The organism is Brachybacterium alimentarium (assembly GCF_002332425.1).
Classification (GTDB): Bacteria; Actinomycetota; Actinomycetes; order Actinomycetales; family Dermabacteraceae; genus Brachybacterium; species Brachybacterium alimentarium.
This window is the reverse complement of the sequence record NZ_NRGS01000020.1, coordinates 20,212-32,876: the sequence shown is the minus strand read 5'-3', so window position 1 is coordinate 32,876 and position 12,665 is coordinate 20,212. Positions and strand designations below refer to the sequence as shown.

Genomic DNA, 12,665 nt, shown 5'->3' with positions numbered 1-12,665 from the left:
GCCATGACGGGCAGGGCGGGTCGGAGCGAACTACGCTGATCCCATGACTTCTGCGAACGACCCGACCCGTCCGGCGGACGCGCACGCGGTCCAGGACGGAGCGGACTCCGCAGCGGACCACGGAGAGCAGGCCCGGCGGGCGCTGCCCGCCCATTTCCGCGAGAAGTCCGCGCTGACCGATACGGCGGGCGTCTCCTGGGAAGGGCGCGATTACACCGTCAGCCCCTTCCCGCAGGACGAGGGATCCACCCCCGCCGCGCTCGCAGAAGCCCTCGCAGCCCACCGCGCCGGAGAGGATCCGCACCGGAAGGACCTGGTCGCGGTCCTCGCCGCGACCCGCCTGCTGGTGCCGATCATGGCGGTGGCCACCGAGACCGGGACCACCGCCCACGGGCTCACCGGGGACAACGGCGCCGACATGGCGATGGTCTCGATCACCGCGCCGGACGGTTCCCGCGTACTGCCCGTCTTCACCTCGGTCCAGGCGCTGGCCGACTGGCGCCGCGACGCCCGGCCCGTGCCCGTGGTGGCGCCCCAGGCGGCCCAGGCCGCCGTCCAGGAGGGCTGCACCTCGTTGCTCGTGGACGCGGCGACCCCGGCCGATGTCGGCGGTCCGATCCTGCTGCCGCGCTCCGTGCTCTGGGCGCTCGCCCAAGGACGGGACTGGATCCCGCCGCATGAGGATCCGGAGCTGGCCGACGTCCTGCAGCGCATCGCTGCGGCGTCCGATGAGGTCACGGGACTGGACGCCCGGGCGGGGGAGCGTTCCGAGGTCGACCTCCACCTGCAGTTGCGTCCCGGTCTCACGGCGGAGCAGGTGCGCACGGTGGTCGAGGCGGTCTCCGCCCGTCTGGGCAACGAGCAGCTCGTCGCCGAGCGCATCAGCTCGCTGCGCATGGTGCTGGGTTCCTGAACCCCTGATCGCCTGCCACCGAGCTGTCGCCCGCGCAGCGCTCGCGTGACCAGCCTGCGCAGCGCTCACATGATCACGCAGTCAGGACGACGCGCGTCCGGGCCTTCGCGCGTCCGGGCATCTGCGCAGTCGTGCGGCTCGGCCCAAGGCGGCGAACTCGATCCGAGACAGGACCAGGCCGTCCGGATGTCCGGACGGCCTGGTGCATGACGCCTTCGCGGGTCGGGCGCTGAGCGCGGGGCGGGTCAGGAGACCCGGCCGGTGTACTTCTCGCCGGGGCCTTCGCCGGGGGCGTCCGGGTAGGGGAGCGCCTCGGCGAAGGCGAGCTGCAGCGAGCGCAGCCCGTCACGCAGGGAGCGCGCGTGCTCTCCGCCGATCTCGGGGGACGCGGCGGTCACGAGGCCGGCCAGCGAGATGATCAGCTTGCGGGCCTCGGCGAGGTCCTGGTATTGACCGGACTCCTCGTCCTCGGCGAGTCCCACCTTCACCGCGGCGGCGCTCATGAGGTGCACGCATGCCGAGGTGATGATCTCGACCGCGGCGACCTCGGAGATGTCGCGCAGGGCGTCGGCGGATCCGTCGCCCTCGGGGATGATGCTGGGAATCGTGTTGTCGTTCACTGAGATGTCCTTCGTCGTGCGGGAGAGCGGTCACCGGCGGTGACCGGGGGATGTGCGTCGGGCAGGGGCGGGGGAGCGCAGCAGGACCCACGGCGGCAGGTGCGCGGCGCACCGTTTGCGCAGGGTCATCCGTCCATGGGCAGCGGCCCGTGGCGGGAACCGGGGTCGGCGGAGCGCTCGAACTGGTTTCCGGCGGGATGCGAGCCGATCGGGACGTCACGGGCGGCAGGGGCGTCACTGGCGTCGAGAACGTAGAGATCGTGAGGGTCGACGCCCTGCTCCCCGGGATGCCCCTCAGCGTAGGCGGCGGGAGAGGCGGAGGAGGTCGGGGGCTGTGGATCCTCCGGCCCGGCGGCCAGCGCCCGGTACGCCAGGATGCTGCCGCCGATCGCGACGACGAGCACCAGGACCGCGACCACCACGACAGAGACGATCATGGACCCTCTGCCCGGCACGGTGCTCCGGCCCGAGCGGCCTGGACGACCTGGGTCACCGGGGGTCTCGCGCTCGGTCTCCACCAGAACTCCTCGCTCATCACGGCTCCTACGCGTGCGGACGCGACGCACATCACCTGGACTGCACGAGCGCTCCTGCTAGGATAGGGGATCGGAACAGGTCGAAACCCTCGTCACATCGTTCCTCAAGTGGAGTCCCTTCCCACCTCGTGGCAATCCGCGCCTGAGCCCTTCGGCTCGGGACGAACCGTCGCTGGGTCATTATCGCAGCCGGGCATCCGTGCCCGTCTCCGGGCAGCAGTGCCCGGTCGACGTCTCGACGTCGCGCACCTTGGGGCCTCCGCGTGAAGCGGGGGCCTTTCGTCTTGTCCGACTCGAACCAAGGTGAGGAGCCAACATCAGCGAACAGCGCATCAATGGTCAGATCAGGGTCCCCAAGGTCCTTCTGGTCGGGCCCGCCGGCGAGCAGGTCGGTGAGGTCCGCGTCGAGGACGCACTGCGTCTCGCCGCGGAAGCCGATCTCGATCTCGTCGAGGTCGCGCCCGGCGCGAACCCGCCGGTCGCCCGTCTCATGGATTACGGCAAGTACAAGTACGAAGCCAACCTGAAGGCCCGTGAGGCGCGCAAGAACCAGGCGAATACGGTCCAGAAGGAAATCCGTATGGGCCTGAAGATCGACGTCCATGACTATGAGACGAAGCGTCGCAATGTTGAGAAGTTCCTTGACGGCGGCGACAAGGTCAAGGTCATCATCCGATTCCGTGGTCGTGAGCAGTCGCGCCCCGAGCGCGGCGTGAAGCTGCTGCAGCGCATGGCCGAGGACGTCGCCGAGTACGGCTTCGTCGAGTCGCACCCGCGACAGGACGGTCGCAACATGGTGATGGTCTTCGGGCCGCACAAGAAGAAGGCCCAGGCCATGGCCGAGGCCCGCAAGCGCAAGACTGACGCCGAGAAGGCTGCTGCCCGTGGTGAGGACGACGCGTCCAAGCCCGAGGCCAAGGCCGAGCCCGGCTCCGAGTCCTGAGAACGTACGAAGGAGAACAGGCAACATGCCGAAGAACAAGACCCATTCGGGGACCAAGAAGCGCATCCGCGTGACCGGCTCGGGCAAGCTCATGCGGGAGAAGGCGAACGCTCGCCACCTCCTGGAGCACAAGTCCTCCACCCGCAAGCGCCGCCTCGGCAGCGACACCAGCGTCGCCAAGGCCGACGTCAAGCGCATGAAGAAGCTTCTGGGCCGCTGATCGCCCACGCGGGAGCCCAGCTCTCGCGCCCCTGAATTCACGATCGAAGGAGTATCACGTGGCACGCGTGAAGAGGGCGGTCAACGCCCATAAGAAGCGTCGGGAAATCCTTGAGCAGGCCAGCGGCTACAGCGGCCAGCGCTCGCGTCTCTACCGCAAGGCGAAGGAGCAGGTGCTGCACTCGCAGACCTACAACTTCCGCGACCGCAAGAAGCGCAAGGGCAACTTCCGTCAGCTGTGGATCCAGCGCATCAACGCCGCATCCCGCGCCAACGGCATGACCTACAACCGTCTCATCCAGGGCCTCGGTCTCGCGGGTGTCGAGGTCGACCGTCGCATGCTCGCAGAGCTCGCGGTCAACGACGCCCCGGCGTTCGCCGCACTCGTCGAGGTGGCGAAGAACGCCCTCCCTGAGGACGTCAACGCCCCGGCAGCCTGACATCGCGCCTCACCACGCGATGACCGAGCGCCCGGATCAGTCTCCGATCACCTCCCTCCGCTCCGAGCGGGTGCGGAAGGTGGCGGCGCTGGCCGGGCGCTCTGCGCGTCGCAAGCAGCAGTCCTTCCGCGTCGAGGGCCCGCAGTCGATCCGTTCGCTGCTCAGCCAGCGGGCCGATCTCGCCCGCGAGCTCTTCGTCACCGCCCGCGCCGACGCCGCCCATCCCGAGCTGGCCGACCTGGCCCGTGGGGCGGGCGTTCCGGTGCACGAGGTCGAGGACCAGATCATCCGCGCCATGGTGCGCGAGCACGACGTCGAGGACCCCAGCAGCGCAGGCCCCGTCTCCTCGAACCCCGGCGGCGCTCTGGTGAACCCTCAGGGTGCTCTCGCGCTCGGCCGCCTCCCTGCAGAGCAGTCGTCGGCCGCGACCGCGGCGATCGCGGCCCTGCCGACGCAGGGGCCCGTCACCGTCGTCGTCCTGCACGAAGTGCGGGATCCCGGCAATGTGGGCACACTGATCCGCACGGCGGACGCTGCCGGAGCCGATCTCGTCGTGCTCACCCGGACCTGCGCAGACCCCTACGCGCCCAAGGCCGTGCGCGCCGGCGTCGGCAGTCTCTTCCATCTCCCCGTGGTCACCGGCGCCGAGATCGACGAGGTCCTCGAGACTCTCGGCTCAGCGGACATCGCCACGGCGGCGACCAGTGGATACGCGCAGGACGAGCTGTTCACCGCCGAACTCCCCCCACGCCTGGCATGGATCTTCGGGAACGAGGCGCACGGGCTGGACGAGCACACCCTGCAGGCGGCGTCGTTCGGGGTGCGCATCCCCCTGGCCGGGCGTGCGGAATCCCTGAACGTCCACACCGCTGCGACGGTCTGCCTGTTCGAGACCCTGCGGCGCAGGCAGGCGAGGGAATGACCTCTCGTGCCGTGCGGGCCAGCGCTCTCGCCGTGCCCCTGCTGCTCATCCTCACGATCGTGTCGGCCCTGATCGGGCTGTTCGCCACCGGAGCTGCCGCGCCGTCGACGCTCCTGCCCGCCTCGCCACTGGTCACCTGGGGCCTTCCCGTCGTCCGCGCCCTCCACCATCTCGGGCTGCTGCTCGCCATCGGTGCAGGCGGCACCGCCGTGCTCCTGCAGCCCGGTCCGTCCCGCCGCGAGGTCACACGCCTGGATCCCGCCCGGCGCAGGACGGTCCGCCTCGGAGGAGCCGGCGCTCTGCTGTGGGCGGTCGCCGCCCTCACACAGATCCCGCTGAGCGGCCTCGAGGCCGCCGGTGCCGGCTCGGGGATGGACCTGTGGAGCATCGCCCTGGGCACTGATCTCGGCAAGCTGCAGCTCTCGGTGGGCATCGCCGCAGGGCTCGCCGCACTGTTCTATCTCGTCGCGCGCTCGACGACCCTCGCCTGCTGGGGCCTCGCCTTCGCCGGACTCGGCGTCGGAGCCCTCGGCCTGGCCGGGCACGCCGGAGCGAGCCTGGACCACACCAACGCCGTCAACGCGATGGCCCTGCACTTCGTGGCCGTCGCCGTCTGGGCCGGCGGACTGCTCGTGATCGCCCTGATCGCTCCGCGCCTCGACGACGATCAGCTCGCCACCACCGTGCGTCGCTTCTCGCCCTGGGCGCTGGCCGCTGTGACGGCACTCGCCCTCAGCGGGATCCTCAGCGCCGTGATCCGCCTGTCCGGGTGGGGGGACCTGCTCACCACGGGCTACGGACGCGTCGTGCTCGTCAAGGCCGTCGGCCTGGTCGTGCTCGCCGGCGTGGGCGCCTCCCAGCGTCGACGTCTCGGCGAGAGGCTCCGCTTCCGGCACCTGGCGGCGACCGAGGGCATCGTGATGGCGGCGGTCATCGGCGCCTCGATCGCGCTGGGTCGCTCGGCGCCCCCGGTGCCCCAGGAAGTGCCCGCCGTCGGGGATCTGAAGACCCTTTCGCTGGTGGGCTACCTGCCGCCCGCGAAGGAGTTCGGCCCGGGGACGATGTTCACCGTCATCCAGCCGGACTGGATCGCTCTGCTGCTGGCCGTGGCGATGGCGGCGATCTACCTGACCGGTGTGTTCCGGCTCATCCGGCGCGGGGACACCTGGCAGTGGCATCGCACGCTCGCGTTCCTGGCGGGCTGCCTGGCCTTCGCCTGGGTGCTCAGCGGTGGTGCCGCGGCCTGGGGCCGCTTCCGCTTCGATGCGCACATGATCCAGCACATGGCGATGATGATGATCGTGCCGCCGCTGTGGGTGCTGGGCGCCCCGGTCACCCTGCTCTCTCGAGCCGTGGCACCGCGCACCGACGGCTCCCGCGGCATCCGCGAATGGGTCCTCGCGGCCCTGCACTCCCGCTACTCGGAGTTCGTCTCCTCGCCGCCCCTGGCGGGCCTGATCTTCGCCGGCTCCCTGGTGGTCTTCTACTTCTCGCCGCTGTTCGAGGCGGCGATGTACTCCCACCTCGGGCACGTGCTGATGACCGTGCACTTCCTGGCGTCCGGATATCTGTTCGCCTGGGTCCTGATCGGCATCGATCCCACCACCAGGCCGATCAACCCGATCCTGAAGCTGATCACCCTGCTGGTCACACTCGCCTTCCATGCCTTCTTCGGGGTCGCGATGGTGTCGATGACCTGGCTGATCGCCCCGGACTGGTACCACCAGCTGGGGATGTACACCGAGGAGCAGCTCCAGGTCATCCAGACCCGTGGCGGCACGATCATGTGGGCGATCTCCGAGGTGCCCACCGTCGGCTACGCGATCATCGTCGCCGTGCTCTGGATGCGCTCGGAGGACCGTCGGGCCCGCCAGTTCGACCGCAAGGCGGAACGCGATGGCGGCGCGGAGCTCGAGGCGTACAACGCCTATCTCGCGAGCCTCCAGGAGCCGACGGATCCCGCGGACGGTCCCTCCGGGACGGCTCCGTCGGTCGATGCCGATACCACCGATGCAACCGGTGCACGCCTCGACGTCGACGCTGGCCCCGGCATCGAGACCGCCGCCACTGGCTGCGGGACCGACACCGCCACTGACCCCGGGGCCGACGCCGCTGACACCCCCGCGAGCCCGGAGGCCGACGCGGACGAAGGACGTCGCCCGAGCCTGTGAGCAGGACCGAGAACCGGCCCGTGAAAGGCCCGGCCGGCCGGGCGCGTGAGCGCAGCGGCACCACGGCCGGGAACGACATCGGCGGCGGTCGCGAGAGGCGACCGCCGCCGATGAGGTCAGGGGCTCAGGGGAGGAACAGCGCAGTGCTCCTCGCCGTGCTCACAGGTGCTCACAGCCAGTCGCCGCGAGCCGCCTCCTTCTCTGCGCCGATCGTGGTGTCCGGGCCGTGCCCGGTATGCACCACGGTGTCCTCGGGCAGCGCGAACAGACGCTCCTTGACGGACTGCTCGATGGTCTCCCGCGAGGAGAACGAGCGCCCGGTCGCCCCGGGGCCGCCCTGGAACAGGGTGTCCCCGCTGAACAGAGCACCCAGCGCCTCGACGTAGTAGCAGGTCGAGCCGGGGGAGTGGCCCGGGGTGTGCAGAGCCTCGATGTCGACGCCGGCGATGGTGAACATGTCTCCATCGGTCACGTCGTCGTCCCAGGGCAGATCACCGTGGGTCAGCTGCCAGACCTCGCGGTCGGCGGGGTTCAGCAGCAGCGGCGCCTCGAGGTGCTCGGAGAGCTCCGGAGCCATCCGCACATGGTCGTCGTGCGCATGGGTGAGCAGGATGCCCACGCACTCGCGCTCGCCGATGAGATCGGAGACCGTCGTCAGATCGTGCGGGGCATCGAACACGACGCACTGCTCGTCGTCGCCGAGCACCCACACGTTGTTCTCGACCTCATGGGTCTCGCCGTCCAGGCTGAAGGTGCCTGCGGTGACGGCATGGTCCACACGCGCGCTCATCGGGCCACCTCCGCCACGGTGCGCAGGGTGTCGCCCTCATGGAGCGAATCCAGCGCCGTGTTCACCCCGGCCAGATCGGTACGGCCGGTCACGAAACGGTCCAGGGGGAGACGCCCCTGCAGGAACAGGTCCGTGAGATACGGGAAGTCCCGCTCGGGCAGGCAGTCCCCGTACCAGGAGGACTTCAGGGAACCGCCGCGGCCGAAGACGTCCAGCAGCGGCAGCGTGATCTCCACGTCCGGGCGGGGGACACCCACCAGGACCACGCGACCGGCGAGATCGCGCGCGTAGAACGCGGTCTCGTAGGTCTGCGGGATGCCGACGGCGTCGACCACGAGATCCGCGCCGTTGCCGTCGGTGAGCTCCTGGACCTTCTCCGCGACCTGCTGCGGGGAGAGATCCTTGGTGACCAGCGTGTGGGTGGCGCCCAGCTCCTTCGCGGCGGCGAGCTTCTTCTCGTCGACGTCCAGGCCGATGATCGTGGTGGCGCCCGCGAGCTTCGCGCCGGCGATCGCCGCGCAGCCCACGCCGCCCAGACCGATCACCGCGACGGACTCGCCGCGCTGCGCGGCACCGGTGTTGATCGCGGCGCCGATGCCCGCCATCACTCCGCAGCCCAGGAGCCCGGCGACCTCGGCCGGGGCGTCCTCGGAGACCTTCGTGCACTGGCCCTCGTGGACCAGCGTCTTCTCCGCGAAGGATCCGATGCCCAGAGCCGCGGTGAGCTCCGTGCCATCGGTGAGGGTCATGGGTCGGGAGGCGTTGTGGGTGTCGAAGCAGTACTGCTGCACACCCTTCTTGCATGCGCGGCACTCCCCGCAGACGGCACGCCAGTTCAGCACGACGTAGTCGCCGACCTCGACGTGGGTGACGGACTCACCGATCACGGAGACGCGACCGGCGGATTCGTGGCCCAGCAGGAACGGGAACTCGTCGTTGATGCCGCCGTCGCGGTAGGCGAGGTCGGTGTGGCACACGCCGGTGGCCTCGATGTCGACGATGACGTCGTGCGGCCCGGGATCCGGGATCACGATGTCGACCAGCTCGGCCGGCACCTTCTCGGAGCGGGCGACGACGCCCTTGACGGTCGTGGACATGGGGCCTCCTTCTTCCTCAGGACGAGGGTAGACAGTGTCCTGGCCAGGCTATGCGGTTTCGGTGCGGATCTCGCCTTTCCGGGGATCCTCGGAGCGGCACGTCTCCCACCGGGCGAGGCCGCACGGAGCCCTGGGACCTGTGGCATGCGCCGCCCTGGCGGGGCAGACCGCGCATTCCTCCTAGAATGGACCGCGGTACCCGTGCTCCGGTGCGGGCGGCCCACGCACCTTCCGCACCTCTCCGCACCCTTCAGGACGAAAGCGATACCCGTGTCCGACACATCCCCTGCGCCCGAGGCGCCCACGATCGACGAGGCGAGCATCGACGCCGCGATCGACGCCGCGCTCGCCGCGATCGCCGCTGCCCCCGACACCGCTGCGCTGAAGCGGGTGCGGATCGAGCACGTGGGCGACGCGAGCGTGCTGACCTCCGCCCACCGCGCCATCAAGGATCTGCCCAAGGAGCAGAAGGCCACCGCCGGCAAGCTCGTGGGGCAGGGCAAGGGCCGGGTGCAGAAGGCCCTCGCCGCCCGCCAGGAGGAGCTCGCCGCCGCCGAGGAGGAGGCCGCGCTCGCTGCGGAGACCGTCGACGTCACCCTCCCCACCGATCTGCGCCCCCGCGGCGCGACGCATCCTCTGACCACCCTGACCGATCGCATCAACGACTTCTTCGTCGGGATCGGCTGGGAGATCGCCGAGGGTCCGGAGATCGAATCCTCCTGGCTCAACTTCGATGCGCTCAACGCCGATCCGGAGCACCCCTCCCGCTCCCTCCAGGACACCCTGTACGTGGCCCCCGAGGGCTCCGGCATGCTGCTGCGCACCCAGACCTCCCCGGTCCAGATCCGCGCGATGATCGAACGCGGCGCCCCGCTGTACGTGGCATGTCCCGGAACCGTCTACCGCGCCGATGAGATCGACGCGACGCACTCGCCGATGTTCCATCAGGTCGAGGGCCTCGCGATCGACAAGGACCTCACGATGGCGCACCTCGTGGGCACCCTCGACGCCTTCGCCGCCCACCTCTTCGGCGGCGCGCCGATCACGCGCCTGCGCCCGAACCACTTCCCGTTCACGGAGCCCAGCGCCGAGATGGACTTCCGCTGCTTCCGCTGCGAGGCACGGCTGGGCCTGGATCACGACGCGGACCCGGACTGCCGGGTGTGCGGCGGCACCGGCTGGATCGAGATGGGCGGCTGCGGCATGGTCCACCCGAACGTGCTGCGTGCGGCCGGGGTGGACCCCGAGCAGTACCAGGGCTTCGCCTTCGGTCTCGGGATCGAGCGCCTTCTCATGCTCCGCAACGGCGTGGCGGACATGCGCGACATGGTGGAGGGCGACGTGCGCTTCTCCCAGCACTACGGTACGGAGATCTGAGATGCCCCGCATTCCCCTGACCTGGCTCGCCGAGCACACCGCTCTGGCTCCCGCCGCCTCCGCCCAGCAGGTCGCCACCGACCTCTCCCGCGTGGGTCTTGAGGAGGAGGCGCTGTTCGGCGCCCAGGTGACCGGCCCGCTCGTCGTCGGCCGCGTGCTCGAGCTCGTCAAGGAGCCGCAGAAGAACGGCAAGACCATCAACTGGGTGCGTGTGGACGTCGGCCCCGAGCACAACGAGGACGCCGACGACCCCAAGGACCCCCAGCCCGGCGAGGAACGTCCCAGCCGCGGCATCATCTGCGGTGCGCACAACTTCGTCGAGGGCGACCTCGTCGTGGTCTCCCTGCCCGGCACCGTGCTGCCCGGCGACTTCGCGATCGCCGCCCGCAAGACCTACGGACACGTCTCGGACGGGATGATCTGCTCCGGCGACGAGCTGGGTCTGGGCCCGGACCCCTCCGGCGAGGACGGCATCATCGTGCTGGGCCGCGGCCACGCCGAGGGCCTGACCGGTGAGCCCGGCGACGACGCGATCGCTCTGCTGGGGCTCGCCGACGAGGTCGTCGAGATCAACGTGACCCCGGACCGCGGGTACTGCTTCTCGATGCGCGGCGTCGCCCGCGAGTACTCCCACGCCACCGGCGCCTCCTACACGGACCCCGCCACGACCGTCGACGTCCCGCCGGCCGAGGCCGGCGGTGTCGCCGTGCAGCTGCATGACGACGCCCCGCTGCACGACGTCGAGGGCTGCTCCCGCTTCGTCGCCCTCGAGGTGCACGGCGTGGACCCGTCGGCGCAGACCCCGCGCTGGATGGCCCGACGCCTGACCCTCGCGGGCATGCGACCGATCTCGCTGATCGTCGACGTCACCAACTACGTGATGCTCGACCTCGGTCAGCCGCTGCACGCCTACGACGCCGACCGGGTCGTCGCCCCGATCGTGGTGCGCCGCGCCGCGCCGGGCGAGAAGCTCACCACCCTCGACGACGTCACACGCACGCTCGACCCCGAGGACCTGCTGATCACCGACAGCGAGGGAGGCGAGGGCGCCCGCGTGCTCGGCATCGCCGGCGTGATGGGCGGGGAGTCCACCGAGGTCTCCGCGACCACCGCGAACATCGTGCTCGAGGCGGCCACCTTCCACTCGATCTCGGTGGCCCGCTCCGCGCGCCGTCACCGCCTGCCCTCGGAGGCCTCCAAGCGCTTCGAGCGCGGGGTCGATCCGCTCCTGCCGCGCGTGGCCGCCTATCGCGCCGCGCAGCTCATCACCGAATACGGCGGCGGCCAGGTCTCCGAGCGGATCACTGACGAGGGCGGGGCACCGGCGGCCGGGACGGGCACCGCGATCTCGCTCCCGATCGGCGCCGCCGAGCGCGTGGTCGGCATCGCCTACACCCCGCAGCAGGTGCGCGAGAGCCTCGAGAAGATCGGCTGCGTGGTCGAGGACGGGCCCGAGGACACGCTCGCGGTCACCCCGCCGAGCTGGCGCCCGGATCTCGCCATCCGCGAAGACCTGATCGAGGAGATCGCGCGCCTGGTCGGCTACGCGGAGATCCCCTCCGTGCTGCCGACGGCGCCCGGCGGCCGCGGTCTCACCCGCGCCCAGCAGTCCCGGCGCGCGGCGAACCGCGCGCTCGCCGAGGCCGGACTCGTCGAGGTCACCTCCTACCCGTTCGTCGGCGAGGGCATCTTCGACGCCCTGCACTACGAGGCCGAGGACGGTCGCCGCAACGCGGTGCGCCTGCTGAACCCGCTCTCCGACGACGAACCGCTGATGCGCTCCTCGCTCCTGCAGACCCTCCTGCCGGTGGCGCGGCGGAATCTCGGCCGCGGCGAGGAGTCGGTGGCGATCTTCCAGCTCGGCACCACCTCGATCTCGCGCGGCGAGAACGCCCGTGCGCGGGTCCCCGCCGCCGCGCAGCGTCCCAGCGACGAGGACCTCGAGGCCACGCTGTCCGCACTGCCGGTCCAGACGCGCGCCCTGGCGGCCGTCGTGGGCGGAGCGTCCGGGCCGGACTCATGGCAGGGAGAGGTCCCGCCGTGGGGCTGGACCGACGCGTTCGACCTGGCTCGTCGCGCGGCCGCCGCTGTCGGCGCCCGGCTCGAGGTGCGCCAGATCGAGCTCGCCCCCTTCCACCCCGGTCGCGCCGGCGAGCTGCGGGTCCTCGCGGCCGACGGCACGAGCACCGTGGTCGGCCATGCCGGTGAGCTGCATCCGGCCGTGGTCGCCCAGTTCGATCTGCCCGCGCGCACCAGCGCCCTGGAGCTCGATCTCGAGGCTGTCATCGACTCCGCCCCGACCGTGGTCGCGGCGGAGCCCGTGCCGACCTACCCGGTCGCCAAGGAGGACTTCGCCTTCGTGGTCGACGAGGACGTTCCCGCCGCAGCGGTCGAGGCCGCGATCGTGGTGGGCGTCGGCGATCTCGCCGAGTCCGTGCGCCTGTTCGACGTCTTCACCGGCGAGCAGATCGGCGAGGGCAAGAAGTCGCTCGCCTTCGCGGTCCGCCTCCGGTCCGCCGAGGGCACTCTCACGGCCGAGCAGATCGGGGCGGCGCGCACGCGCTGCATCGCTGCGGTCGACACAGCCGTAGGGGGAGTCCTGCGGGCGTGAGGGGTGCGAGCCCTGGCACGGGTCGT

The 12,665-nt window shown here is 70.8% G+C and carries 12 protein-coding genes; 8 read left to right on the top strand and 4 right to left on the bottom strand.

Features of this window, described 5'->3' with window-relative positions; all coding sequences use genetic code 11:
- The first annotated feature begins 43 nt into the window (after positions 1 to 43).
- The gene (locus CIK71_RS12090; RefSeq protein ID WP_096165935.1) at positions 44 to 913 is read left to right on the top strand and encodes an SseB family protein; all 870 of its coding nucleotides are present in this window, start codon (positions 44 to 46) and stop codon (positions 911 to 913) included.
- Positions 914 to 1,158: 245 nt separating this feature from the next.
- Here CIK71_RS12090 and CIK71_RS12085 read toward each other — a convergent pair whose 3' ends face one another.
- Together CIK71_RS12085 and CIK71_RS12080 are read right to left on the bottom strand one after the other, a co-directional pair.
- A complete protein-coding gene (locus CIK71_RS12085; RefSeq protein ID WP_096165934.1) occupies positions 1,159 to 1,533 on the bottom strand; it encodes a DUF1844 domain-containing protein in 375 nt (124 codons plus the stop codon).
- Positions 1,534 to 1,658: 125 nt separating this feature from the next.
- On the bottom strand, positions 1,659 to 1,970 hold the full coding sequence (locus CIK71_RS12080; protein WP_096165933.1) for a hypothetical protein: 312 nt from the start codon (positions 1,968 to 1,970) through the stop codon (positions 1,659 to 1,661).
- Between the two features lie 415 nt (positions 1,971 to 2,385).
- On the opposite strand from CIK71_RS12080, the gene infC reads away from it, so the two are divergent.
- The 5 genes from infC to CIK71_RS12055 are packed head-to-tail and all read left to right on the top strand — an operon-like array spanning position 2,386 to position 6,764.
- Entirely contained in the window at positions 2,386 to 3,012 is a 627-nt protein-coding gene (infC, locus tag CIK71_RS12075) for a translation initiation factor IF-3 (protein WP_096165932.1), read from the top strand.
- Between the two features lie 25 nt (positions 3,013 to 3,037).
- Positions 3,038 to 3,232 carry a 50S ribosomal protein L35 gene (gene rpmI, locus CIK71_RS12070; RefSeq protein ID WP_096165931.1) on the top strand — a complete coding sequence of 65 codons (195 nt, stop codon included), beginning with the start codon at positions 3,038 to 3,040 and terminating at the stop codon, positions 3,230 to 3,232.
- A gap of 58 nt (positions 3,233 to 3,290) precedes the next feature.
- Positions 3,291 to 3,671, top strand: a complete 381-nt coding sequence (gene rplT, locus CIK71_RS12065; RefSeq protein ID WP_096165930.1) for a 50S ribosomal protein L20 — start codon at positions 3,291 to 3,293, stop codon at positions 3,669 to 3,671.
- A gap of 19 nt (positions 3,672 to 3,690) precedes the next feature.
- Complete coding sequence (locus CIK71_RS12060; RefSeq protein WP_096165929.1) at positions 3,691 to 4,593, top strand: TrmH family RNA methyltransferase; 903 nt, start codon at positions 3,691 to 3,693, stop codon at positions 4,591 to 4,593.
- On the top strand, positions 4,590 to 6,764 hold the full coding sequence (locus tag CIK71_RS12055) for a bifunctional copper resistance protein CopD/cytochrome c oxidase assembly protein (RefSeq protein WP_096165928.1): 2,175 nt from the start codon (positions 4,590 to 4,592) through the stop codon (positions 6,762 to 6,764). Before CIK71_RS12060 ends, CIK71_RS12055 begins: the two co-directional genes overlap by 4 nt.
- Before the next feature lie 169 nt (positions 6,765 to 6,933).
- Here the strand turns inward: CIK71_RS12055 and CIK71_RS12050 are convergent, their stop codons facing one another.
- A complete protein-coding gene (locus CIK71_RS12050) occupies positions 6,934 to 7,554 on the bottom strand; it encodes an MBL fold metallo-hydrolase (protein ID WP_096165927.1) in 621 nt (206 codons plus the stop codon).
- On the bottom strand, positions 7,551 to 8,651 hold the full coding sequence (locus CIK71_RS12045) for an S-(hydroxymethyl)mycothiol dehydrogenase (protein ID WP_096165926.1): 1,101 nt from the start codon (positions 8,649 to 8,651) through the stop codon (positions 7,551 to 7,553). Before CIK71_RS12045 ends, CIK71_RS12050 begins: the two co-directional genes overlap by 4 nt.
- Positions 8,652 to 8,921: 270 nt before the next feature.
- Between CIK71_RS12045 and pheS the strand changes: the two genes are divergently transcribed.
- Together pheS and pheT are read left to right on the top strand one after the other, a co-directional pair.
- Complete coding sequence (pheS, locus tag CIK71_RS12040; protein ID WP_096165925.1) at positions 8,922 to 10,028, top strand: phenylalanine--tRNA ligase subunit alpha; 1,107 nt, start codon at positions 8,922 to 8,924, stop codon at positions 10,026 to 10,028.
- Position 10,029: 1 nt separating this feature from the next.
- On the top strand, positions 10,030 to 12,639 hold the full coding sequence (gene pheT / locus CIK71_RS12035) for a phenylalanine--tRNA ligase subunit beta (protein ID WP_096165924.1): 2,610 nt from the start codon (positions 10,030 to 10,032) through the stop codon (positions 12,637 to 12,639).
- Positions 12,640 to 12,665 lie beyond the last annotated feature (26 nt).